Source organism: Planctomicrobium limosum (genome assembly GCF_051465645.1).
Classification (GTDB): domain Bacteria; phylum Planctomycetota; class Planctomycetia; order Planctomycetales; family Planctomycetaceae; genus Planctomicrobium.
In genome coordinates this window covers 3,454,402-3,476,027 of record NZ_CP195790.1, presented here as the reverse complement: position 1 = coordinate 3,476,027, position 21,626 = coordinate 3,454,402, and the positions used below count along the sequence as shown (strand labels likewise).

Here is a 21,626-nt window from a genome sequence, read left to right as displayed (position 1 = left end):
GGCGAAAGGCGCTCTCTGTGGGGAAGGGGCAGCCTAAAGGCTCTTGCATGTGCCAATCACCGTTTTTGGGGACATGCGAATCTCTTCTTTGCAGCCACCGGCCTGACGGTATTGCAAGCGGTTCGAGTGCTACCGCTTCCAGCGGTGGTCTCAGTTTCGGAGGTTCACATAGACACTCGATCAGGCAATGGAGCACATGTGAAGAGAAAGACGCGATGGCGAAAAAGCGAATTGTTCCTAAGAACACCCCCGAAGGCTGCCAACGATGACTTGGCTAAGCTCGAAGAGGTCAGTCTGCCGGACCGCCGGGTGGTGGTGGCATCTTAGGTTGGGGGCTGAGTGTTGGTGGCGGATTTGAAAAGTCAACGAGCACGTCCGATCTGTTATACGAGGTCGATTTAATCTGAACAACCGCCTAATGGACCATCCAATGCATTCGCGTCATCCATCTTGGCGATCACCGTGGTTCAAATTGCCTCGCTCCATCAACTCTTGTCTTATCCCGGCCCTACGTTATCGTTGAGTGCCGTATTGACGGTTGCACCGCTGTTCTTGCTGCGGTGGAGCTTTGAGTTGATTCGGGTTCCCTCTTCCCTTTCCACTGCTGCTGTTTGTAGGTGGCACGTTGGTCATCGCCGGAACCAAGCAACCTGTCGAGTTCCTGGTCGCTGCGGTCACGTTGTCGATCGGGTACGTGGCATACTTGGTAATAGGAGATTGTTCATGAAAAATGTCGTACATTCATTGCTCATCTGGACTGCCATCGGAGTGCTGACTCAGGTGTCATACGCCGCTGATCTTGAGAAAGCCAAACTTCAGCCGGTCAGCGTTTCCGTCGGGTCGGAGACGATCATGGGGAAAGAGGCCATTCGCGTCACGAAAGATCCTGCCGTGAAAGAGTTCGACGAACCGACGTTCGCCAAACTCAAGGGAGTCGGATTCCAGGACGGGACCATCGAAGTGAAAGTGCTGAGCAGGCTCTTGAAGGACGCTCCAGACTTTGCGAGAGGGTTCATCGGAATTGCCTTCCGCATTCACGAAGACAACTCGAAATTCGAGTGCATCTATGTCCGCCCAGGCAATGCCAGAGTCGACGACCAAGTCCGGCGAAACCACTCGATTCAGTACTTTGCGTATCCAGACTTCAAGTTCCAGCGCCTTCGCAAGGAAGCTCCCGAGAAATACGAATCATATGCCGACATGGGACTTGACGAATGGATCGATCTTAAAATCGTGGTGAAAGGCACCCAGGCGAAGCTGTTCGTCAATGGTGCCAAGCAACCTGCGTTGATCGTGAACGATCTCAAACTCGGGGACGACGTGTCAGGAGGGATCGGTCTGTTTGTGGACGTCGGGACCGAGGGATATTTTTCCGAGTTGCGAATTGAAAACGACTGAGTGACAGCCTGTGTCGGTGCCACTTGGATCGCCGGTGGAGTCGTCGGCACTATCGAGTTTCTGGCGCGGAGCCTGCGCACCGGAGGGATCATCCTCATTGGCGACCCCTACTGGCAGCAGCTATCGCCGACGGAAGATGTTGTCAAGGCGTATTTTGTCAACTCAATCTCCGACTTTGACGAACTTGGAGAAAGGACTACTTGACAGGTCGGGAGATTCCGATATATTTGACTGTATGGGAAAGCCAACGACCAAAGCGGTCCCCCCGCGACTGACTGACTTGGACGCCTTGGGACGGGCGGCGGAGTGCCTGCGCGTGCTGGCTCATCCGCACCGGCTCAGGATGGTGCAGATGATGCTGGTCGGGCAGTACACGGTCGGGGAATTGGCGGAAGCGTGCGAATTGCCGACGGCGATGGCTTCGGAGCATTTGCGGCTGATGCAGCGGTGCGGGTTTCTCAACAGCGAAAAAGAGGGACGCAACGTGTTCTACCGGGTCGTCGATCCGCATTTGAAAAACCTGATGAAATGCGTCGAGGAGCGGTGCGACGCGGGAGCCTGCCCGTGATCGTCTCTTTTTTTGTCAAAATGTCAATAACATTCCGAACTATCGAACATTCGACTCGTTCGGGGATTTCCAGGAGAACGCCATGAACGCCAAGACCATCACTCCTCAGCAACTCAGCGAACTGAAAGCCACCGGACAGGAGGTGGACCTGATCGACGTGCGGACGCCCGTCGAGTTCCGCGAGGTCCACGTCGAGTTCGCTCGGAATGTTCCGCTCGACCGGTTGGATGCCGCCGGGCTGAGCGCGGAACGGAACGGTTCCGGTCAACCGCTCTATGTCATCTGCCGTTCGGGAAACCGGGGGAAGCAGGCGTGCGAGCGGCTGCTATCGTCCGGCGTGACGAATGTCGTCAACGTCGAGGGGGGAACGCTTGCCTGGGAGCAGGCGGGCTTGCCAGTCATTCGCGGCAAGAAAGCGATCTCGCTGGAGCGGCAGGTCCGCATCGCAGCGGGAACCCTGGTTCTGGTCGGAAGCGCCTTGGGAGCATTCGTCCATCCCTATTGGATCGGCTTGTCGGCGTTTGTCGGAGCGGGGCTGGTTTTCGCCGGCGTCACGGACACCTGCGGCATGGCGATGATGTTGGCGCGTATGCCGTGGAACCAGGTGAGGTATTCCGGCGTCAAGGTCACCTCCTGTTCAACAGGCCCCTCCATTTCCAGTAACAGGTCGTGATCTCTGTGTTTGTCTTTGAATTCACACCACAAGGAGAAAAACCATGTTCCTCAAATATTTTTACGATCCAGCTTTGGCGCACGCCTCGTACCTCGTCGGTTGCCAGAAAACCGGTGAAGCAGTGGTGATCGATCCCGGACGGAATGTCGATCCGTACCTGGAAGCGGCCCAGCGCGAAGGGCTGCGGATCGTCGGCTCGGCCGAGACGCACATTCATGCCGATTTCGTCTCTGGCTCCCGCGAGCTGGCCGATCGCGACGGTGCGAAACTCTACCTGTCGGATGAGGGACCGGCGGACTGGAAATACCTCTATGCCGACCAATACGACGCGCAACTGCTGAAGCATGGAGACGTGTTCCGCATCGGCAACGTCAAGCTGGAGGCGGTCCACACTCCGGGGCATACGCCGGAGCATCTGTCGTTCCTCCTGACCGATGAGGGAGGCGGCGCGACGGAGCCGATGGGCATCTTCACCGGCGACTTCGTGTTCGTCGGCTCGATCGGACGGCCGGACCTGCTGGAAACGGCGGCGGGCGTCGTCGGCAGCGCCGAAGTGGGAGCGCGGCAACTCTATCACTCGATGCGCCGCTTCCACGAGCTTCCAGATCATCTGCAAGTCTGGCCGGCGCATGGTGCGGGAAGCGCCTGCGGCAAGGGACTGGGAGCGGTTCCCTCCAGCACGGTCGGGTACGAGAAGCGATTCAATCCCGCCTTGCAGTTTCACGATGAGCAGCAGTTCGTCGACTACATCCTCTCCGAGCAGCCAGAGACGCCGTACTACTTCGCGGTGATGAAGCGGGTGAACAAGGTCGGACCGGAATTGATCCGCAACTTGGCTCCTGTCGCGGCCGTTCCACCGACGGAACTCGAACAAACTGCCGAGCGATACTTGGTGATTGACCCGTCGCCGGCAGCGGACTTCATGGAAGCCCACGTTCCGGGAACAATTAACATTCCGTCCGGCTCGCTCGTCCAGTGGGCGGGATTCCTGGTGGACTACGCACAGCCGATCTACCTGCTGACCGACGAGGCGGCGCTGCCGGAACACTTGCGTCGTTTGCGGTCCATCGGAATCGACAACGTCGGCGGTTACTTCGACGTCCAGAAAGTGCAGCAGGCTGGGCTGCGGACACAATCGTATTCGTCGCGCGCTCCGCAGGAGTTGCAGCCTCGCATCGAACGTGGCGAAGTGACACTGCTCGACGTTCGGGCACTCACCGAATTCCAGGCCGGACACATCCCCGGCGCGGAGTACCGGTTTCTCGGCAAGCTGCTCCGCGAGATTGGGAACATTGATCGGTCGAAGCCGGTCGTCGCCCAATGTCAGGGAGGAGGGCGTTCGGCGATTGCTACGAGCCTCCTGCAGCGGGCAGGATTCGACGTGACCAACATGGCGGGTGGATTGAACGCCTGGTTGGCGGCCGGGTTGCCCCTAACGAGTTCGCATTCGTCACCCGCTTGAAGGCGGCGGGGCGTATGGGGATCAGAGGAACAGATTGATGAGGTGCTTCGATGAAACTCACAAGCCACAAATTCAACGGACCGATCGGTGAGACGGACCGGGAACGAGCGCAGGCCGAGAGGAACTGTTCGGGGGCAACTTGTGCCACGGGCCTCTGTTCCCCTTGCCTGATTGTCTGGGGCTTGGTCGTCCTCCTGGTCGTCATCAATCTCTTGCTGGAGGCGTTTCGATGAGGAATCGATCTGAACGAGCGAAGAAGGAGCTTCAAGATGCGAACTCGTGTCTTGCGCTCGGAGCCGGACTGGGAGCGATGGGAACGGGAGCCGCACTTCTGACAGGCGCGCCTGTCCGCTCTGCGTCATCGTCGCCCCGGCGCTTATCGGTGTCGGCGTCTGGAAACGGTTCGCCGCCGGCCGAGAAGGTTGCACGGACAACGCAGCCGCCGATGGGAAGACACCGGAGTCTCCGTCCTGAAGGCTCGGGACATTCGACGTTCGGACGCTGCGGCGAGTCCGACGCGAACCATATTTCCACGCCCGCAAGCGGGAGAACCATCATGTCTCAACAGCAACTGACAGAGAAACTCAACGAGCAGTTGAATCGGGAAGTGACAACCTTCCTGCGGTACATGGTCCAAGGGGCTTCGATCAAGGGAGCGGAGTGGGAGAGCGTGCGCGCCATGTATCTCGCCGAAGTGACTGATGAAGTCGGTCATGCCCAATACCTGGCCAATCAGATCGTGGCGCTCGGATCGACACCGACCATCCAACCGGAACTGCCAGTTCCACCGGCGTCCCCTCGGGACATGCTGGATCGCGACATCGCGGAAGAACAGGCGGACGTGGCCAATTACGTCGCGCTGGCGGAACTGGCCGAGAAGCAGGGGTTGTACGCCCTCAAGATGGCGATGGAGCAGCAGGCGGCGGACGAAGACGAACACCGGCAGACGATGCAACGGCTGCTGGGGAAATAAATGCAATGGGTATGTCCATGACCGCCTTGAGTCTCCTGTTTGGCGTTTTGATCGGCCTGTCGCTCGGCCTGACTGGCGGCGGCGGAGCGATTTTCGCCGTGCCGCTCCTGGTCTATGGACTCGGCGTTTCCGCGAAAGACGCGGTTGTAACGTCACTGGCTGCGGTCGGAACGATCTCCGCAGTGGGCTTTGTCACCTACTGGAAGCGCGGCTTGGTCGAACTGCGGACAGGACTGCTCTTCGCCGTGGCGGGGATGCTCGGTGCTCCGGTGGGAACCTGGCTTGCCAGCCTGATTTCCGAATCGGCGCTCCTGTTGCTGTTCGCGGGATTGATGGTGGTGGTCTCCGTTCGGCTCTGGCAACAGGCGGCGGGCGGGAGACCAGAATCCTTACTCGATGGGATGAACGACTGCCGTGACGCCCCGACTTGCCGGCGCGACGTCGCAGGCGAACTGATTCTGACATCCCGCTGCGCATTCCTGCTGGCCATCGTCGGCAGCGTCGCTGGGGTGCTCTCGGGACTGTTCGGTGTCGGCGGCGGATTCATCATCGTTCCAGCCCTTGTTCTGTTCAGCGGCATGGCCATTCATCGGGCCATCGGAACCTCCCTCATGGTGATCGTCCTCGTGAGCGCGGCGGGACTTGTCTCGCAGTGGTACGCGGGACGAACCGCCTCCACCGATGTCACTGTTTGGTTCGTTCTCGGCGGCACGGCCGGATTGCTCGTCGGGCAGCAGATCGGCCAACGGCTCCCCGCGCCTGTTCTGCAAAGGATGTTCGCCGTCGCCATGCTCGCGGTCGCCCTCTTCGTGATTTTTCGGAATACCTACGCCTGACCCGATTTCAGGGGAACCTTGCCATGCCAACAACCCTTCACCATCAAGTCCTCATCGTCGGCGGCGGGACTGCCGGAATCACGGTCGCCGCGCAGTTGGCGAAAGGCGTGTTCCGTCGACGGGATGTCGTCCTGATCGAACCCTCGGACAAACATTACTACCAGCCGCTCTGGACGCTCGTCGGCGCGGGCCTGGCGAAGAAGGAAGCCACCGAGCGTTCTGAAGCCTCGGTGATGCCTCGCGGCGTCACCTGGATTCAGGATGCGGTGACGGAATTTCTCCCGGATCAGAATGCCATCCTGACGCGGGACGGTAAACGAATCACCTACGACTGGCTCGTGGTCGCGGCCGGTCTCCAGATCAACTGGGACAAAATTCCGGGGCTAAAAGAATCGATCGGCAAGAATGGCGTTTGCAGCAACTACTCCTACGAGACGGTGGAGTCGACCTGGAAAGCGATCCGCGATTTCCGGGGAGGGACCGCGATCTTCACCAATCCCTCCGGGGCAGTGAAGTGCGGCGGAGCGCCGCAGAAGATCATGTACCTGGCTGATGACCGGTTCCGCGAAGCGGGTGTGCGGGAAAAAACGAACATCATTTTCGCCTCGGCGCTCTCGAACATCTTCGCTGTCGAGAAATACAAGAAGACGCTGGAGCAGGTGATCGCCCGCAAGGAGATCGCCTGCCGGTTCCGACACGAACTGGTTGCAATTCGTCCCGGAGCCAAGGAAGCCGATTTTCAGAACCTCGACACGCAAGAAACCATCACGCTGCCTTACGACCTGCTGCACGTCACGCCGCCGATGGGGCCACCGGCGTTCATTGCCCAGAGCCCGCTGGCCGACCAGGGGGGCTGGGTGGATGTCGACAAGGGGACGTTGCAACACAACAAGTTCCCCAACGTGTTCGCCTTAGGGGATTGCAGCAATCTCCCCACGTCCAAGACGGGAGCGGCCATTCGCAAGCAGGCCCCGGTCGTTGTGCGCAACCTGCTGGCAACGATGCGGAACCAACTGCTGCCCGCCCGCTACAATGGTTACACGTCCTGTCCCTTGATCACCGGGATCGGGAAACTCGTCCTGGCGGAGTTCGATTATGAGAAACAGCCCGCTGAAACATTCCCGATCGACCAGTCCAAGGAACGCTGGAGCATGTGGCTCTTGAAGCGGTACCTCCTGCCGATCCTGTACTGGCGGGGCATGTTGAAAGGCCGCGCCTAACGATGCGGAATGGGTTCATCTAAGGGGGTGAGGGAGCGATTGGATATGCAGCGAGAACAGCATTGGAATTCGGTCTATCAAAGCAAGTCGGACACTGAAGTCAGTTGGTTCGAGCCGGAGCCGCAGGTGTCCCTGGAACTCATCCGCTCGGTCGCTCCTGATGGCGGTAGTGTGATCGACGTGGGCGGAGGGACAGCGCGTCTCGTCGATTCCCTGTTGCAGCAATCCAAGCCGGGGCAAATCGCCGTGTTGGATGTCTCCGAAGCCGCTTTGCGCAAGGTCAAGGAACGTCTGGGTGAACAAGCAGGGGAAGTCCACTGGGTTGTGGGAGACGTCACCGAACAGTCAGGGCTGGGCCAATACGATGTCTGGCACGACCGGGCGGTGTTCCATTTTCTGACGGACGCGGCGGAACGTGGGCGATACGCTGAACTGGCCGCTCAAACCGTCCGGCCGGGAGGGCATGCGATCCTCGGCGTCTTTGCACTGGACGGACCCCAAAAGTGCAGCGGACTGGAGGTCTGCCGCTACGATGCGGCCGGTCTGGCTCGTGAATTGGGGCCGGCATTCCGATTGGTACGCGAGCACCCTCATCGGCATGTCACCCCATCGGGCAAGGTGCAGTCGTTCTGCTTTGCGGTGTTTCAACGAGTACCAGAAGAAGGTGATCCTTGATCGCGAAAATGCTGCCGCCTGGAGCATTGCTTTCATCGACACACGCAATCCATTCCCCATAACAGAACCAGGAGGAACTATGAGCATCCATCCAATCCGCATGATGTCCCTGCTGTTGTTGACGTGTTGCCTGCCAGGCATTGCCTTGGCTCAGGAGAAAAGCGTCAAACCCGGCATCAATGACACGTTTCGCAATCCGAATGCCCAGGAATTTGTCGAACGGTTCGAGATCGAAAGCCGCGAAGTCTTCCACCAACGCCAGAAGATTCTGGAAGCCTGCCAGATCCAACCTGGACAAACGGTGGCGGACATCGGCGCAGGGACCGGACTGTTCACGCGGATGTTTTCTGGAGTCGTCGGAGACAAGGGGCGTGTGATCGCCGTTGACATCGCGAAGGAGTTTCTCGACCACATCAAAGCGACCAGTGCCAAGCTGGACCAGAAGAACGTGGAAACCGTTCTCTGCACGGCGGATTCGACGGAACTGCCGGAGAACTCGGTTGATGTCGCCTTCATCTGCGACACCTATCACCACTTTGAATTTCCGCTGAAGACGATGGCCTCGCTCCGCCGCGCTTTGAAGCCGGGGGGCCGCGTCATCGTGGTGGACTACCATCGCATTCTGGGAAAAACCAAGGAATGGACGCTGAACCACGTCCGCGCCGGTCAGGACGTCTTTGAAAGCGAGATCGTCGAGAGCGGATTTCTCAAGACGCGGGAAGTGACAGGGGTTCTTGAAGAAAATTACCTCGTTGAATTCACCAAGAGTGCGACACCCGGCCTGAAGCCGCCACAATATCCGATCATCGCGGGATACGGAGGCGTGGTCGCAGTGACCAATGCCGTGGAGAAGCCACGCCCCGGAGCAAAGCTGCTGCTCGACGTGACGGCCGCTGCACCGGCGGACGCCGTTCATAAAGGGCTGGAACGGGCCGCCCGGTTGCTCAACTTGTATGGCGCGGCCGGACTCAAGGCGTCCGATATCAAACTTGTGGTCGTATTTCACGGCGAAGCGACCAAATCGGTCTTGAAGGATGAGTTCTATCAGGCGAAGTTCGGCGTTGAACGCAACCCGAATCTGCCATTGATCAAGTTACTCCAAGAGGCGGGTGTCGAAATCTTCGTCTGCGGCCAAGCGCTCAACTACAAGGGATTTCCGGAATCCTCCGTTGAGAAGTCGATTCCCATCGCCGATTCGGCGCTCTCCGTCATCGCCAACCGGCAGATGGACGGCTACGGGTATCTGCCAATCCATTGAGTTGATGTGAAAAATGAAGGCTTTAGATTGCCTGGAAGGGGGAATGATCATGCGGATGCCGAAACGAAGCGGGAGACTGGCGGCGTGGATTTGTGTCTTTGGCAGCGGTCTGGCGTTGTTCGGCTTGTCACTAGCAGATGATTCAAAGCCAACAAAACAATCTCTGCCGTCTGGTCCTTTAGGCGAGACAATCGAACGCGGTCGCATCCTCGTCGAACAGACGGCAACGCATCCGCTGACGAAGCCGTTCGTCGGAAACGCCCTCAACTGCACTTCATGCCATTTGAAAAACGGGACCGATCCGAAAGCAGCCACGTTCATCGGGGTCGCGACTGCCTATCCGGCTTGGTCCCCGAGAGAAAAGCGTGTGATTACGCTGGAAGATCGCATTCTCAACTGTTTCATGCGCAGTTGTAACGGCACTCGCCCGCCGTTGGGCAGCGAAGTCTCTGTTTCGATTGCCGCTTACATTACCTGGCTTTCGACGGACCAACCGCTGAAGATGAACGCTGAACGTTCTCTCGGCCCCAATGCCGTTCCGAGCCTCAAGCTCGATGTCCGGCAAGCCGATCGCGCACGAGGCAAGGCGCTCTATGCCGATCGCTGCGCGTCGTGCCACGGCCACGACGGACAGGGCGACGATGACAACCCTCCCGTGTGGGGATTGCGATCGTACAATGACGGAGCCGGTCTGGCGGATGCCGTGAAACTGGCGTCCTGGCTCAAGGTCGCCATGCCTCTCGACGACACGGATCTTTCCGATCAGGAAGCCCTTGATATTGCCGCCCACGTCAACTCCCACGACCGGCCCAAATTCCGTCTCCGGGAGCACTTACCGGAGAAGACGCGACTCGGCGAATACAATTCCCGCCATGACAACTGAAAACCTGTCCGCCGACGATGATCTTGGCCATGCTGGCGCGAGCACCCGCTCTTGGCCTTTTTCAATGGCGATCGGCACCATGGCGGCGATCAACATGACCGTGGTCATCAAGATTGGCCGCAACCACGTGTGATTGGCTTCAATAATCGCCGCGTCACGGTCCATGCCGGTACTCCGCAACTCGTTTGTCTTGTCAATCTGGAGAACACCATTTTTCTTGACGATACCGACCAGCATGAACAGTCTGAACATGGCGTACAACCGCTTGAGCGTCCAGCAGACCCAGAAATCCTTTTCGATGATCGCTGGCGTCAGGCCGCGTTGTCTTGCGGTTTCTGTGAACAGGTCCGTCCGGTCAGCAATGGGGAGCCGTGCAATGTCATCCATGACCGGCCACCTCCAGTTCTTCCTGGGCAATCTGGCGGACAACAGCGGCGATCCAGTCGGTCGTGTAGCGGGTGTCCTGGAGCAGCCCCCGCCGCTGGTCCGGAGACAAGGCTCGCCGAATCTGGCCGATCACTTTGTCGTCCACGGCGGCCTGCCCCAGATGTCGCAGGGCCTGAAAGACCATCACACTGGTCCGGCTTCCCACCGGCAGTTCTTTCGGAGCTGCATGACGAATCTGGATCGTCGTATTGCCGATCTTGACTTGGCGAGTCCGCCCATCGCTCAGGTAAACAGGCTTGGCAGGCACCTGCGTGGACAACCCCAGTCGGTTGGCAGCCACCGCGCCCGAAGGAACCACCTGGCTGCCGGTCTGCCGGGCCAGGGCGTCGGCAATTTCGTCCAAATCGGGGCCGAGGGGGATTCCCAGCAGGTCGTTCCTACGCGGATATAATGGTAGAGGCCGCGCCCCAGCCGCAGGATGTCGCCATTCCTGACCAGCCGTGAGAGCGACTGGTCGGCGGCATCGCGGCTGTCAGGTCGAGAAAGTCCTTCGGAATGAAGACCTTTCCCCGGCCTTGGCTGCGAATCCGGTCCAGAATATCGTCTTGTACAGTTGTGGTCACGGCTCGCGCTCCTGTCAAAAAAGTGAACGCGATTTTCTGACGGAAGACAAGAGCCGATTATGACGTGAGTTCCGAATAGCCCCCCGGCGGCCGGTTTCCAAACCGTGTGCTTGTTCGGAAAATGACAGCAAAACAACGGCCGACGCCGTCAGAACCTTGAGAAGTAGGCCCCCGGAGTGACGGACAAAAACACTACCGTCACCCTTCGCAACCTTCATTCCAGCTTTGGTTTACCATCCTCGATTTGGCGGCGCAACCCCGCTTCCCAGCCCTGAACTCCGGCGATAAAAAGAAACTATGAAAGCCGGTTCTCCCGGTCAAGGGATGATATTGGATCGCTATGATCCATGAGTATCCCCGCGAGTCCAAGCATGGGGTTTGGACCTTGGTGACCGCTTCTCAACAGGAGACCTGATATGAAGATTCTGGCGATCGACCTGGGTAAGTTTAAGAGCGTGGCCTGTGTCTATGAAAGTGCCACGGGCGAACACTCTTTCACCAGCGTGTCCACAAAACCCAGTGACATTTATGATCTGTTGACAACCCATCATCCGCAACGCGTGGTGATCGAAATCGGCTCCGCAGCAGGCTGGATTCACGATCTGGCTGTGGCGATGGAGATCCCGATTCAGGTCGCCAATCCCAACCATGAGGCGTGGCGTTGGAAGAATGTGAAGCGTAAGACCGACAAGGATGATGCTCTCAAGCTGGCCCGATTATCCGCCATGAACCAGCTCCCGACACTGGCACTTCCCTCGTCCGAAGTCCGTCAATGGCGTTCTTTGATTGGCTACCGAAACACATTGGTCGCGAGACGGACGGCGATCAAAAACCACATCCGTTCCCTCCTTGATCGCCAGGGCATCCGTTGGCCCGGCGGCCGCTCCGGATGGACCGACAAGTCGATCTCAGCCCTCAAGCTCATGGCCAGCCTGACGACAAAATCCCAACCGAAGGACTTGTGGCGATTTGAACTCCAGATGGAGCTTGAGTCGATGGCTCAGTTGCAGACACTGATCAACCAGGTGGAAGACAAGCTTGATGACTTGGCCAAGGACGATGTCCGTGTTCAACAGTTGCAAAGTATTCCCGGCGTCGGTCCCCGTTTGGCGGAGGTGGTCGTGGCTGTCATTGACGACGCCACACGATTCAAGAACGCCAAACAAGTGGGAGCCTATGCGGGTTTGACACCGACGCAGTTCGAGTCAGGGACGATGAGCAGGCAAGGCGGGATCAGCGGCCGGGGCAATAAGTTGCTACGAGCGTTGTTGGTCCAGGTTGCCTGGCTGGCACGGCGCTGCAACGGGAAAATCAGTCAGATCTTTGAGGCGGTCTGTCGTGGAAACAAGACGCGCAGGAAGATCGCCGTCATTGCCACGGCCAGGAGGCTTTTGGTGATCTGCTGGGCCATGCTCCGCGACGGCACACTCTGGCGGGAACCCAGCCCACCACCAAACGCACTTCCAACGAACTGACGAGATGTCCTTTCTCTCCCCAGAGAGACGACTGACTGATGTCATGAAAAAAGATTCGAATTTAAGTGACGGATGCCGATGGAATGACGACAGCCCGAAATTGAACATGGGCCACAAGCCTGGTGAAAAAGAATGGGAGTTGTCTTTCGCAACCAGTTGAATGGGACCGCCATTCAAGGCGTGATCTCGGATAGGAGTCTGGAAACATCGTCCTCCAAACACCCTTGACAAAACCGGCTACATAGGAGTTCAATAGCCGTCTTGTCGCCCCGACTGCTACGTGAATGCAATGTCACTGCAACGCCACTGTTATATTGGCATCAGGCTGACAGAATTGCCATAAAAGATTCCAAGCAGGGAGAAAGGGGTATGCAATCAGGGATGACTTTAGAGGTCTCGTTTGTACCCGAGAAGCCGAAGGGAGTTGAAAATGACAACCAGAGTACTGCCTTCGTGAAATGCGACAGCCGGACCGATCCGGGCTAAACCAAATGTGGTCGCGATAGCCAGTACGACAATCGTCCCAAGTGCAATTACCAAGTTTTGTCGGATGATTCGACGGGCCGACCGCGAGAGACCGACGACAAACGGTAGTTTGGCGAGGTCGTCGCCCATAAGCGCAACGTCGGCAGTCTCTAACGCTGCGGCCGTCCCAGCACCGCCCATCGCGACGCCGACGGTTGCATTGGCCAGCGCCGGGGCATCGTTCACGCCGTCTCCCACCATCGCAACAGTGCCGTGTAATTTGAGCAATTCCCTCACAGCCGTGACTTTGTCTTCGGGCAGCAAACCAGCCTGGATCTGGTCGATTCCGACTTCTCGCCCGATGACATTCGCGACGCCTGCATTGTCACCACTCAACATGACGAGAGGGTCTATGCCCATTTGACGGAGCCGATCCAGTGTCCTTCGGACACTTGGACGTGGGGAATCCGCGAGGCCGATTACGCCGAGCCAACGCGACCCGTGCCGCACCACCATTGTGCTTCGCCCGCGCAATTGGAGGTCATCAACCATATGGGTGATAGCATTGGGTATTTCCGTACCTTCGAACAGTCGCAAGCTCCCGATCTCGACGACAATTCCTTCGACTGTCGAGCGTACACCGCGAGCCGTGACGCTCTCAACGTCCGACACTTCCGGAAGCCGGACACCATCCGCCTCGGCGCGGCGGACAACGGCGGCGGCCAAGGGGTGTTGGGACCGTCTTTCCACGGCTGCCGATATTCGAAGCAACTCCGATTCCGAAACTTCCGGCATGGTCATGAGTTCGGTGACCTGCGGTTTCCCCATCGTCAGCGTTCCTGTTTTGTCAAACGCAATCGCCCGAACGCCGCCGAGTGCTTCCAGATATTCACCGCCCTTGATCAGTACCCCTTTGCGGGCAGCTTGAGCGATTCCGGCGAGAACAGCCGACGGAGTTCCCAATGCCAGTGCACAAGGCGATGCCGCGACCAGCAGCGCCATCCCCCGATAGAAGCTGATAGCCCAAGGCCAAAACCCGATCAGTGGCGGAACAACGATGAGCAGGAATGCCGCGACTAGCACGCAAGGGACAAAGATCCGTTCGAATCGGTCGGTGAACCGTTGGGTTGGCGCTTTCTGCGTCTGGGCTTCCTCGACCAGTCGGACCACCCGGTCCAACGTCCGGTCGCCGACCGCACGCGTGGTCACGATTTCAAGTGCTCCCAATCCGTTTACTGTTCCCGCGAAAACCTCATCGCCGGGTGACTTCTCGACTGGAACAGACTCGCCAGTGATCGGCGCTTGATCGACGGATGATTGGCCTGTTTGAACTTTACCATCGACTGAAATGCGCTGGGCGGGGTGAACGATCACCGTTTCGCCAAGTCGCACTTGATCCACAAGCACTTCCAACTCTATTCCGTTGCGACGAACCCGGGCCTTGGCCGGTGCAAGATCGGACAGGGCGCGGATCGCATTGCGGGCACGGCCCAATGCGTAATGCTCCAGTGCGTGGGCGAGAGAGAAGAGGAAGAGCAGGAATGCGCCTTCGACCCATTCGCCCAACGCCGCAGCGCCAACGGCGGCGAGAAGCATGAGTAGATCGATGTCGAATCGAAACTGTCCCTGTCGCAATGCTTTAATTGGATGAACGATCAACTCGAACCCGCCGAACACGTAGGCGACCAAGTAGAGTCCAACAGCGAGCAAGTGAGAAAATCCAAGCCACGTCTCGCCCACCCAGGCAACTACGAGAAACACACCTGTAATAAGACTCCAGACAAACTCCTTATTGCGTGCGTACCAAGTGTCGTGCTCGTCACCGTGGCCTTCGGATGGACCAGTCGGATATCCCAGGGTGTCGAGGACTTTTTGCAAATCTTCAATTGATGTCCTACGGCGCTCGAACTCAACGCGAACTCTCTGTGCCGCAAGGCTCACTGAAGCACCGATCACGCCGGGAACGGCGCGCAATGCCGCCTCGATTCCGGCAGCAGTATCTTCCGAACCGACGGCGCGGATTGTCAGAAGGGCGTGGCCGTATTGGTCGTGAATCTCGGCCCCGGCAGCGCGGGCCAATCGTTCGACTTCGGTGAGGCTTAGCACATCGGGGTCGTAATGAAGGCAGATGTAAGCCGGTTCGCCCTTTGCGCTGACAACATGGCTGCGCGACAGCCCTCGCTCTCGCCCGAGCCGGGACTCGAAACGGGCGACGCACGCATCCCTTTCGTCCGGAATGTCGGGGAGAACCATTCGAAGTTCGATTCGTGCCTTGTCCGTCATCGGCCGCCTTAATTTCATTGCCTTACCCGGTCTGTTTGAAGCCCTCGCATGCAGCTAGTGCGTCTCAACCGGCTGAATGCCGCGCGAGTTTCTTCAGACGTTCAACGCCAATGGGTTCTTCCGCCTGCAATGGAACGACAGCCCACCGCTTGGTATGCAGTGTCGTTACTGCTTCAATCTGGGCAAGTTCATTTGATGCGCGTTGGCGCATGAGAGCCGACGTTGGATTTGCCATCGCCAAACTGTTGTTAATGATCCAAGCCCACGGCTCAATGTTGGCACGGCGCAAGTCGCTTTGCAGACCGGCAGCTTCCAGCACCGGTGTGTTTTCAGCCAAAGTAACAATTAGCACTTTGGTTTGTTTGGCATCCTGCAACTGCATCATTGGGGTGGTGAAATGTATGCCGCTTGCTCCCAGTTGCCGTGCTGTCTCTCGGTGATAAGCACCAGTTGCATCAAGCAATAACAGGGTATGGCCAGTCGGTGCGGTGTCCATCACAACGAACTTCTTTCCCGCCTCGCGGATGATTCGCGAAAAGGCTTGGAATACTGCAATTTCTTCAGTGCAAGGCGAGCGTAAATCTTCTTCCAAGAGAGCTTTGCCCTGTGCATCCAGGTCCTTGCCTTTGGAGTCCATAACGTGCTGGCGGTATCGTTCGGTTTCGACATGAGGCTCAATTCGGCTCACTGTCAGGTGATCAAGGGAGCCTTCGAGCGTTTCGGCGAGATGTGCGGCGGGATCGGAAGTGGTGAGGTGGACCGGATATCCCCGGCTGGCCAACTCGACCGCCACAGCAGCGGCAATCGTTGTTTTGCCGACACCGCCTTTGCCCATCAACATGATCAAGCCGTGCCCTTCGCCCACGAGGCTATCAACCAGAGTGGCGAGATCGGGAGCTTGCAGCTTTGGCAAGGTGACAACGGCTTCTTGAGACACAACTCCTCCCTCAACCAGAAGATGGCGGAGGGCAGCGAGGCCGATAAGATTGAATGACTTGAGCGAGACATGATCGATTGGCAGAGTTCGTAGCGCATCAGGCATAGCGGCCAGCGCGGCCTGTTCCCGTTTCCATACGGCTAATGCCAACGGATCATCTGTGGTATCTGCTTCGGCGAGAACCCCGTTCACGACCAGATATTGCCGTTTGAAACCAATCGCGGACAATTCCTCATGAGTGCGATTGGCTTCGCGCAATGAAGAGGCTTGGGCGCGGGTGACAAGCATCAATCGCGTGCGATTAGGATCAGATAAGGCATCCACCGCAGATTTGTATCTTTCTCGTTGTTTTTCCAAACCTGCAAGCGGGCCAAGACAAGACGCATCGCCCTTGCCCTCATCCAAAAAGCCACTCCACGCCCCAGGCAGTTGCAATAGGCGAATGGTGTGCCCCGTCGGCGCTGTGTCGAAGATAACGTGATCGTATTCTTGGTGTATTGCCGCGTCGGTCAGCAACGCGGTGAATTCATCGAAGGCGGCGATTTCTGTTGTGCAAGCCCCCGAGAGTTGTTCTTCGATCCCCTTGACCACGTTTTCTGGCAGAACTCCGCGAACTGGGCCGACAATCTTGTCGCGGTAAACCTGCGCGGCAGCTTGTGGATCGATTTCTAAGCCGGACAGTCTCGGTACCGACTCGAATGGCGTGATCTTGTTGCCGATGGCAATTCCGAATACTTGCCCAACATTGGAGGCGGGATCAGTGCTGACCAGCAGCACTCTTTTCCCTGCATCAGCAAGTTGAACGGCAGTGGCACATGCCAGTGAAGTTTTGCCAACTCCACCCTTCCCAGTAAAGAAGAGAAAATTCGGGAGTTGGTCGAGAAACTTCATCATGTCTGATTCCTTTTCGAGATAGATTTAGCAGCTACGCTTGCCACTGCAACAGCCGCTGCCTTGATTGGCTTCCGTCGAAGGCTGGCTGATATTTGCCCACTTTGCCAATTCGTTGCGATGCGGATAACGGCCAGCCAAAGCCACTTCGCCATCAACCAGAATCAATGGCAGGGCTTCCGCGCCTGACCTTGCCAGAAAACTTTTTACGACCGCGTTTTCTGCAAAAGCCATCGGTTGCTGGGCAAGGTTAAAACGTTCAATCAGCCCCCCCTGGCTCTTCACCCAATCTACATTGGCGGCAAATGTGACTTTTTCCTGGTCAACGTCCACGCCGCAGATACCGGTGCTGCAACAGAGGGCAGGATCGTAAACTTGAATCTTGGCCATTTCGATCTCCTAATAAGTGGTTTACAGTTCGTCTTTGCCAATGGAAGCCAAGGCCGCTGCCAGCTCATTTTGTGGCATCGTCTCGACCGGCAGGGCAACAAGTGCTTTGACGCGACGCTCAAGTTGGGAATAGACGCGGTCGAAGACCGCCGCGACTTCTTCGGCAGTGCCTTCGGCATGGACGGGATCGGGCACACCCCAATGAGCCTTAACCGGACCGCCCGGAAAAAGCGGACAGGATTCCCCAGCAGCGGCATCGCATACTGTGATCACAATGTTGATTTGTTGATCAGTAAACTCATTCCAGGATTTGCTGCTATAGCCATCGGTTGGCAGACCATGACGAGCAAGAGTCTGCAAGCTCATCGGGTTGACCTGCCCCGTGGGAAAACTCCCCGCACTAACCGCTTTAAATCGCCCTCGCCCCCAATGGTTCAAGAGTCCTTCAGCCATGACGCTACGACAGGAGTTGCCGGTGCAGAGAATCAGTACCGTTGTCATCAGCAACTCCTAACATTCGTTACACAGACGCGACCGATCAATCGGTCAGCTAAAGCGATATGCAGATACCTCATGGACAGCATCCTTCCGATGTGGGTTTACAACTGGACGATTCCGCGCTTTCAAGGATGCAGCAATTTGCGAGCAAGAACTGCCCCAGACTCTGTAACGCGTCAATATTGGCCGCATAGTTCACCTTGCGTCCGCTACGCTGGGAAACGACTAACCCGGCACGCTCTAAATGCGACAGATGAAACGAAAGCGTGTTATGGGGCACGGCCAGCCGGTCAGCCAAATCGCCAGCAGGCATCCCAGTGCGACCATGCTCGACCAGCACCCGCAGGGCCGATAGTCTCGTTTCCTGGGAAAGTGCTGCGAACGCATCAACGGCTTTCTTATTGTCCATATTTCTAGAATAATGGACATATCTGCCGTTGTCAAGGACTGGCACCCATTTTCAAGGCCTCAAGTGGCCTGAGTAAGCCCCATAAGTCTCAAGTAGAATGGGACTTGCCGACATTCACTTGCCGCTGCAAACCTGCTTCCCAGCCCCTCACCCCAGCCACAAAAAGTTCAATAGCCGTCTTGTCGCCCCGACTATCTTTCTGGAGAAGCCCTTCGGCCAACAGGTCGAAGGGCTTTCTCCATTCAGGAACGAGACTTACGCCATCGAGCTTCCAGTTCAAACACACGATTTCGAGGATTCTGCGTTTTGCAGCCCAATCAGCCGCAAACCACTTCGCACGTAGGTTTTGAGAAAGTTCAAACGCTTTGATCGCAATGTCGATGGTTTCGTTGCGATTGCGGCTGGCACCCTCAATCTGGAGCCGCAACCCTGCTTCCTCGTCCCGGAGTTCTTGAGCCTTGGATGCGAAGGTGTCGGCGTCGATCTCTTCGAGAAGCCGCAGGTTCAAGAGTTGGCCCTGCTGACGGACGACTTCCGTGTGTCGCTTCTTGAGTTCGCTGTCTTCCTGAGACGATCTGCCGAGTTCCCAATTCGTCGCCTTCCTCAACTGCTCCCGGAAGGTGTCCCGGAATTCGGCATCTTCGACCCGCAGCTTGTCGAACAGGGCCAGCATCTGGGCGTCGAGTTCGCCCTCCGTTAGCCGTGTTCGGGGATGTAACCCCCTGTGATACTGCGTGCAGCGGTAGTCGACGTATTCCCGATCTCCGCTCTTGGTCTTTTTCGTCTTCGGCTCGCCGGTGATGGGACTACCGCAGTGGCCGCACTCAATCAGTTCGCTGGCGTAGGTCATCTGATGTGACCGGTAGAGTCCCTGGCCGAGCAGCTTCTGGACTCGATCCCATGTCGCCCGGTCCACGATTGGCTCGTGCGTCCCCTGATACCAATGCCCTTTGTGCCTGATTTCGCCAATGTAGGCTCGGTCGGTCAGCAGGGTGTGAAGCTTGCTCCGGGGAAACTTTGGCATGGACGGACAGTAGAAGACACCTTCGGCAACGAGGGCGTCACTCAGGGTGTCGAGCGTGTGGTTGTGGTGGGCATACAGTTTAAACGCTCGACGCACAACAGAGGTGTAGACATCAGTGCAAAAACGTAGCGCCTTTCGGTGAGGGGAATTTCAGGGAAAAGTGTAGCGCCCAGATGTTCACTTGTTGTCACTTGTTCAGACTTAGGGTCTTTTGACCGAAAGTTCTGAATGCTGGCAGCGGGGGACGAGGTGTACACCAACATGGAGCAATGGGCAGAGATTCGCCGCAGGGTGCTGACCGGCCAGATCAGCAAGCGGGCCGCCTGCAAAGAGTATGACATTCACTGACAGACCCTGGAGAAGATGCTGGCGCATGCCAAACCACCGGGGTATCGCAGAACCAGGTCGCGAAGCTCGAAGCTGGACCCGTTCCTGCCGGTGATCCAGCAGATTCTCAAAGCAGACAAGTCTGCCCACCGCAAGCAGCGGCATACGGCGAAGCGGATCTTTGAGCGGATGCAGAACGAACACGGCTACAGCGGCGGCCAGACGCTGGTGGCGATGGCGGTGCGGGATCTCAAGCAGAAGTCCCGGGAGGTGTTTCTGCCGCTCTCGCATCCACCGGGGGAATCGCAGGTGGACTTCGGCTTCGCCGATGTCCACCTGAACGGAGTTCTCACCAAGGTGGCGTTGTTCGTGATGACGCTGCCGTACTCGGATGCGATCTTCCTGCAGGCGTTTCCCAGAGAGTGCACCGAGTCGTTCCAGGAAGGGCACATGCGGGCGTTCGAGTTCTTTGGCGGAGTTCCCACTCGCATCAGCTACGACAACAGCAAGGTGGCGATGTCGAAAGTCATCAGCAACCGGGAACGGGTACTCACGAAAGAGTGCCTGCGGCTCAAGAGCCATTTTCTCTACGAAGAGCACTTCTGTCTGGTACGACGTCCCAATGAGAAAGGACATGTCGAGCGTCTATTGGATTACGCTCGGAAAACGTTTCTGGTGCCGGTGCCGCAGGTGCGGTCTCTGGAGGAACTCAATGCACAGCTCGCCATGCTCTGCGAGAAAGACCTGCAGCGTACGCTTCGAGGCAAGCCGAGCTCCAAACAAGTTCTGCTCGATGAAGAAAGAGATCAGTTCTTCAGACCGATCCCCAAGGAGGAGTTTTCATCATATCGAGTCGAACCAACTCAGGCAGACGCTCTTTCGCTGGTGCGGTTTGACAGGAACAGTTATTCGGTCCCCACGAAGTATGCCTATCGCCCCATCATCGTCAAAGCGAGCATCGATCAGGTTCACTTGATCTGCGATGGCATTGAGGTGGCTTGCCATTCTCGCTGCTGGGACAAGGAACAGACGTTCTACAATCCCATCCATTATCTGGCCCTGCTGGAACGCAAACCGGGTGGGTTCGATCATGCTCGCCCTTTGGAGAACTGGGACCTGCCGGTCAGCTTCGACATTCTGCGTCGCCGGTTCGAAGCGGAGTTCTCTGGTCGTGGAACCCGCGAGTTTATCAAGGTGCTGCGACTGCTGGAGAAGCATTCACTCTCTTCTCTGAAAGACGCTGTCCAGCATGAACTGGGTTATGTGCCTGCCAGCAAGGTGGGTGCGGAACTGCTGTTCGATGTGATCAGCACAGCGTACGAGAGACTGAGCCTGATTGTGACGACGAACCTGCCGTTCGAGAACTGGACGGAGGTGCTGGGGAGCGAACGCCTTACAGGAGCTGCGCTGGACCGTCTGACGCACCGCTGCCACATCCTGGAGTTCAGCGGTGAAAGCTACCGCCTGGCCGACGCCAATCGCCGCAGGCAGAATCCGCGAGCAAAACCCTCAAGCCCGCCCGCCGCCGCGACGACATAACAACCAGAACTTCCTCTCTCCCGGCCAGACACCCTCTCCACTTGCCGGGCCTTTTTTCAACAACCAGCGCCACACTTTTCCACCGAAAGGCGCTACGTTTTTACACTGATGTCTACAAACCATCGATGTGAACCCCATGTCGCCGCTCGAAAGCAACGAACCTTCGTATAGACTTGGCCACCTCATCGTCGATGGCTTTCATTGGTCCCGCTTCATCTAACTTGGTTTCACCTGTTCGCCAATGAAGCGGTTACCCTTCTTCTTTATGAGCACATCCTCGTGGTGTTCACAGAAGATCTCTTCTGTTTCCGCATCATCATCTAGCAGCGATAAGCTCAACATGACGGCACGTGTCGCCTGATACCGAAGGCGACGTTGCATGTCGTCACCCGGATCAGTTCTATCGATCACTTCGTCTGGACGTTCCATTTG

General features: G+C 57.5%; 22 protein-coding genes and 1 pseudogene. 13 read left to right on the top strand and 10 right to left on the bottom strand.

Features of this window, described 5'->3' with window-relative positions; genetic code table 11:
* Nucleotides 1–723 precede the first annotated feature (723 nt).
* From SH527x_RS13065 to SH527x_RS13015, 11 genes and pseudogenes are all read left to right on the top strand, one after another.
* Nucleotides 724–1,398, top strand: a complete 675-nt coding sequence (locus SH527x_RS13065; RefSeq protein ID WP_437191120.1) for a hypothetical protein — start codon at nucleotides 724–726, stop codon at nucleotides 1,396–1,398.
* Nucleotides 1,399–1,590, top strand: a pseudogene (locus SH527x_RS13060) (SAM-dependent methyltransferase); the annotation flags it as partial.
* A gap of 43 nt (nucleotides 1,591–1,633) precedes the next feature.
* A complete protein-coding gene (locus SH527x_RS13055; protein ID WP_437191119.1) occupies nucleotides 1,634–1,966 on the top strand; it encodes an ArsR/SmtB family transcription factor in 333 nt (110 codons plus the stop codon).
* Nucleotides 1,967–2,048: 82 nt separating this feature from the next.
* A complete protein-coding gene (locus SH527x_RS13050; protein WP_437191118.1) occupies nucleotides 2,049–2,639 on the top strand; it encodes a rhodanese-like domain-containing protein in 591 nt (196 codons plus the stop codon).
* 43 nt (nucleotides 2,640–2,682) lie between these two features.
* Nucleotides 2,683–4,101 (top strand): MBL fold metallo-hydrolase, encoded by a 1,419-nt coding sequence (locus SH527x_RS13045; RefSeq protein ID WP_437191117.1) that lies wholly within the window; start codon nucleotides 2,683–2,685, stop codon nucleotides 4,099–4,101.
* A 229-nt stretch (nucleotides 4,102–4,330) separates the two neighbouring features.
* Nucleotides 4,331–5,074 (top strand): ferritin-like domain-containing protein, encoded by a 744-nt coding sequence (locus SH527x_RS13040; RefSeq protein WP_437191116.1) that lies wholly within the window; start codon nucleotides 4,331–4,333, stop codon nucleotides 5,072–5,074.
* Nucleotides 5,075–5,079: 5 nt separating this feature from the next.
* Nucleotides 5,080–5,910 (top strand): sulfite exporter TauE/SafE family protein, encoded by an 831-nt coding sequence (locus SH527x_RS13035; protein ID WP_437191115.1) that lies wholly within the window; start codon nucleotides 5,080–5,082, stop codon nucleotides 5,908–5,910.
* 23 nt (nucleotides 5,911–5,933) lie between these two features.
* The gene (locus tag SH527x_RS13030) at nucleotides 5,934–7,130 is read left to right on the top strand and encodes an FAD-dependent oxidoreductase (protein ID WP_437191114.1); all 1,197 of its coding nucleotides are present in this window, start codon (nucleotides 5,934–5,936) and stop codon (nucleotides 7,128–7,130) included.
* A gap of 45 nt (nucleotides 7,131–7,175) precedes the next feature.
* A complete protein-coding gene (locus SH527x_RS13025) occupies nucleotides 7,176–7,805 on the top strand; it encodes a class I SAM-dependent methyltransferase (RefSeq protein ID WP_437191113.1) in 630 nt (209 codons plus the stop codon).
* Between the two features lie 79 nt (nucleotides 7,806–7,884).
* Nucleotides 7,885–9,063, top strand: a complete 1,179-nt coding sequence (locus tag SH527x_RS13020) for a methyltransferase domain-containing protein (protein WP_437191112.1) — start codon at nucleotides 7,885–7,887, stop codon at nucleotides 9,061–9,063.
* Nucleotides 9,064–9,076: 13 nt separating this feature from the next.
* Nucleotides 9,077–9,946, top strand: a complete 870-nt coding sequence (locus SH527x_RS13015) for a c-type cytochrome (protein WP_437191111.1) — start codon at nucleotides 9,077–9,079, stop codon at nucleotides 9,944–9,946.
* Here SH527x_RS13015 and SH527x_RS13010 read toward each other — a convergent pair.
* From SH527x_RS13010 to SH527x_RS13000, 3 genes are read right to left on the bottom strand one after another with little or no spacing between them, the layout of a single operon-like run.
* On the bottom strand, nucleotides 9,896–10,333 hold the full coding sequence (locus tag SH527x_RS13010; RefSeq protein WP_437191110.1) for an efflux RND transporter permease subunit: 438 nt from the start codon (nucleotides 10,331–10,333) through the stop codon (nucleotides 9,896–9,898). The two genes, SH527x_RS13015 and SH527x_RS13010, sit on opposite strands and share 51 nt — an antisense overlap.
* On the bottom strand, nucleotides 10,326–10,736 hold the full coding sequence (locus SH527x_RS13005) for a DUF6088 family protein (RefSeq protein ID WP_437191109.1): 411 nt from the start codon (nucleotides 10,734–10,736) through the stop codon (nucleotides 10,326–10,328). The genes SH527x_RS13010 and SH527x_RS13005 overlap by 8 nt, the downstream gene beginning before the upstream one ends.
* Nucleotides 10,737–10,770: 34 nt before the next feature.
* Entirely contained in the window at nucleotides 10,771–10,956 is a 186-nt protein-coding gene (locus SH527x_RS13000; protein WP_437191108.1) for a hypothetical protein, read from the bottom strand.
* Nucleotides 10,957–11,372: 416 nt separating this feature from the next.
* Between SH527x_RS13000 and SH527x_RS12995 the strand changes: the two genes are divergently transcribed.
* Nucleotides 11,373–12,431: an IS110 family transposase gene (locus tag SH527x_RS12995; RefSeq protein WP_437191107.1), complete on the top strand. Its 1,059-nt coding sequence runs from the start codon at nucleotides 11,373–11,375 to the stop codon at nucleotides 12,429–12,431.
* 387 nt (nucleotides 12,432–12,818) lie between these two features.
* Here SH527x_RS12995 and SH527x_RS12990 read toward each other — a convergent pair whose 3' ends face one another.
* The 6 genes from SH527x_RS12990 to SH527x_RS12965 form a co-directional block, all read right to left on the bottom strand.
* Complete coding sequence (locus SH527x_RS12990; RefSeq protein WP_437191106.1) at nucleotides 12,819–15,179, bottom strand: heavy metal translocating P-type ATPase; 2,361 nt, start codon at nucleotides 15,177–15,179, stop codon at nucleotides 12,819–12,821.
* A 64-nt stretch (nucleotides 15,180–15,243) separates the two neighbouring features.
* Nucleotides 15,244–17,007, bottom strand: a complete 1,764-nt coding sequence (gene arsA, locus SH527x_RS12985; RefSeq protein ID WP_437194626.1) for an arsenical pump-driving ATPase — start codon at nucleotides 17,005–17,007, stop codon at nucleotides 15,244–15,246.
* A 27-nt stretch (nucleotides 17,008–17,034) separates the two neighbouring features.
* Complete coding sequence (gene arsD, locus SH527x_RS12980; protein WP_437191105.1) at nucleotides 17,035–17,397, bottom strand: arsenite efflux transporter metallochaperone ArsD; 363 nt, start codon at nucleotides 17,395–17,397, stop codon at nucleotides 17,035–17,037.
* 21 nt (nucleotides 17,398–17,418) lie between these two features.
* Complete coding sequence (locus SH527x_RS12975) at nucleotides 17,419–17,898, bottom strand: arsenate reductase ArsC (protein ID WP_437191104.1); 480 nt, start codon at nucleotides 17,896–17,898, stop codon at nucleotides 17,419–17,421.
* A 70-nt stretch (nucleotides 17,899–17,968) separates the two neighbouring features.
* Complete coding sequence (locus SH527x_RS12970) at nucleotides 17,969–18,349, bottom strand: ArsR/SmtB family transcription factor (protein WP_437191103.1); 381 nt, start codon at nucleotides 18,347–18,349, stop codon at nucleotides 17,969–17,971.
* Between the two features lie 43 nt (nucleotides 18,350–18,392).
* A complete protein-coding gene (locus tag SH527x_RS12965) occupies nucleotides 18,393–19,424 on the bottom strand; it encodes a recombinase family protein (protein ID WP_437191102.1) in 1,032 nt (343 codons plus the stop codon).
* Nucleotides 19,425–19,691: 267 nt separating this feature from the next.
* Here SH527x_RS12965 and istA point away from each other — a divergent pair, with 267 nt between their 5' ends.
* Nucleotides 19,692–21,194, top strand: a complete 1,503-nt coding sequence (istA, locus tag SH527x_RS12960) for an IS21 family transposase (RefSeq protein ID WP_437191101.1) — start codon at nucleotides 19,692–19,694, stop codon at nucleotides 21,192–21,194.
* A gap of 216 nt (nucleotides 21,195–21,410) precedes the next feature.
* Here the strand turns inward: istA and SH527x_RS12955 are convergent, their stop codons facing one another.
* A complete protein-coding gene (locus tag SH527x_RS12955) occupies nucleotides 21,411–21,623 on the bottom strand; it encodes a dsDNA nuclease domain-containing protein (RefSeq protein ID WP_437191100.1) in 213 nt (70 codons plus the stop codon).
* Nucleotides 21,624–21,626: the final 3 nt, after the last annotated feature.